Below are 1,511 nucleotides of genomic sequence, written 5' to 3'. Positions count from 1 at the left end.
TGCCAGCGCGGCTTGATCAGGCGCATACCGCGCTGGCGCTTGATCGCACTGAGACCATAGACCCCCGCAACCAAAGGCCAGCAACGATGGCCTACCCGCTCCATAAACTGCCAGTGGGCCAGCCAGTCCTGCCGGTCAAGCGGCGGGGCGTAGCACATGAATACGCTATCGGAGAGCTCGAACCCCAACAGTTCGAACCAGTCTTTCAAACGGGACAGGCGCAGAAAATTTCCGCTCCACGGCACCTTGCTGCGCCCCTGCAGCAGGCGACGCCCCCCCCAGGCCGAGAACGGATTGAAACCGGTCAACACCAGCCGCCCTTCCGGTACCAGTACCCGCTCGGCTTCGCGCAGCACCTGATGCGGATGGGCGGTGAAATCCAGCGTATGCGGCAATAGCAGCAAATCCAGGCTGCGGGAGTCGATAGGCAATTGCGCGGCATCACAACGTACGGCAACGGAGCCCGAATCACCGATACAGGCGCGCCATGGCATGCGGTTGGCACGCAGAAAATCATGGCCGGGTGCGCCAAACTGCAGCGCACGAAAGCCGAACGCATCGGCAACCGCCGCATCAAAATAGGCCTGTTCGCTCTGCAACAGATACTGTCCGAGCCCGCCCTCATCCAGCCAGCTTGAAAATGTGCCCATAACCGATTGCTTAAACCGCGTTAGCCGTACATGCCCCGCAGACATGCATCAGGCCATTATATCCGAAGCCGCCGCACGATCACCCGCCCCGCGGTAGCCGAGAGATAAAGGGTGTATCAGACGGATAGTCCCTGCAACCAGACTTCGACCTTGGCCGCCGGCTGCTTTTGCAACTTGCACAGCAAACCATGCGTCACCTCGGCCAGACCATAGTGTTGCTGCAAATGTGACGCCAGATAAAGTGCCAGATTGGCCGCCATTTCGGTGTCAGCCAAGGCGCGATGGGCGCGGCCGGTGTGGCGGGCCTGCTCTTGCCAGAGGCGCACGCAGCCCCGCTCAAGGCAGCGCCAGGCTCTTATTCTCTGAAGGAAAAGCCCAACTCGCTGGACGAAATTACCCACTACAACAATTTTTACGAGTTTGGCAGCAGTAAGACCGACCCGGCCAAGTACGCGGGGCAACTTGTCGTCGATCCGTGGGCACTGAAAATCGGCGGCCATGTCGCCAGGCCGCTGACGCTGGACTACGACCAGCTGTTCCGTATTGCGCCACTGGAAGAGCGCATCTACCGTCTGCGCTGCGTCGAAGGCTGGTCCATGGTGATTCCGTGGATAGGCGTGCCGCTAGCCAGCCTGCTCAAGCAGGTGCAGCCAACCAGCAAGGGTCGCTTCGTGCAGTTTGTCACGCTGGAGCGCCCAAGCCAGATGCCGGGCCAGCGCACCGATTTGCTGCCGTGGCCTTATCGCGAAGGGCTGCGTATCGATGAAGCCATGAATCCGCTGACCTTGCTGGCTGTCGGCCTGTATGGCGAAACTCTGCCCAAGCAGAATGGCGCGCCCATCCGCTTGGTGGCGCCGTGGA

At 60.9% G+C, this 1,511-nt stretch carries 3 protein-coding genes; 1 reads left to right on the top strand and 2 read right to left on the bottom strand.

From position 1 onward, the window contains the following. Nucleotides 1–650 (bottom strand): class I SAM-dependent methyltransferase (locus tag EGI20_RS18540; RefSeq protein ID WP_498631037.1); only part of this gene is annotated, 650 nt, incomplete at its 3' end. A gap of 116 nt (nucleotides 651–766) precedes the next feature. Beyond that, nucleotides 767–925, bottom strand: a complete 159-nt coding sequence (locus EGI20_RS18535) for a hypothetical protein (protein WP_498633168.1) — start codon at nucleotides 923–925, stop codon at nucleotides 767–769. A gap of 6 nt (nucleotides 926–931) precedes the next feature. Between EGI20_RS18535 and msrP the strand changes: the two genes are divergently transcribed. Then, a partial coding sequence (gene msrP / locus EGI20_RS18530) for a protein-methionine-sulfoxide reductase catalytic subunit MsrP (RefSeq protein WP_498633166.1) occupies nucleotides 932–1,511 on the top strand: 580 nt, incomplete at its 3' end.

The sequence above is a fragment of the Aquitalea sp. S1-19 genome (assembly GCF_024343515.1).
Note: the sequence above shows the minus strand (reverse complement) of the source record. Positions and strands in the feature narration are given on the sequence as shown.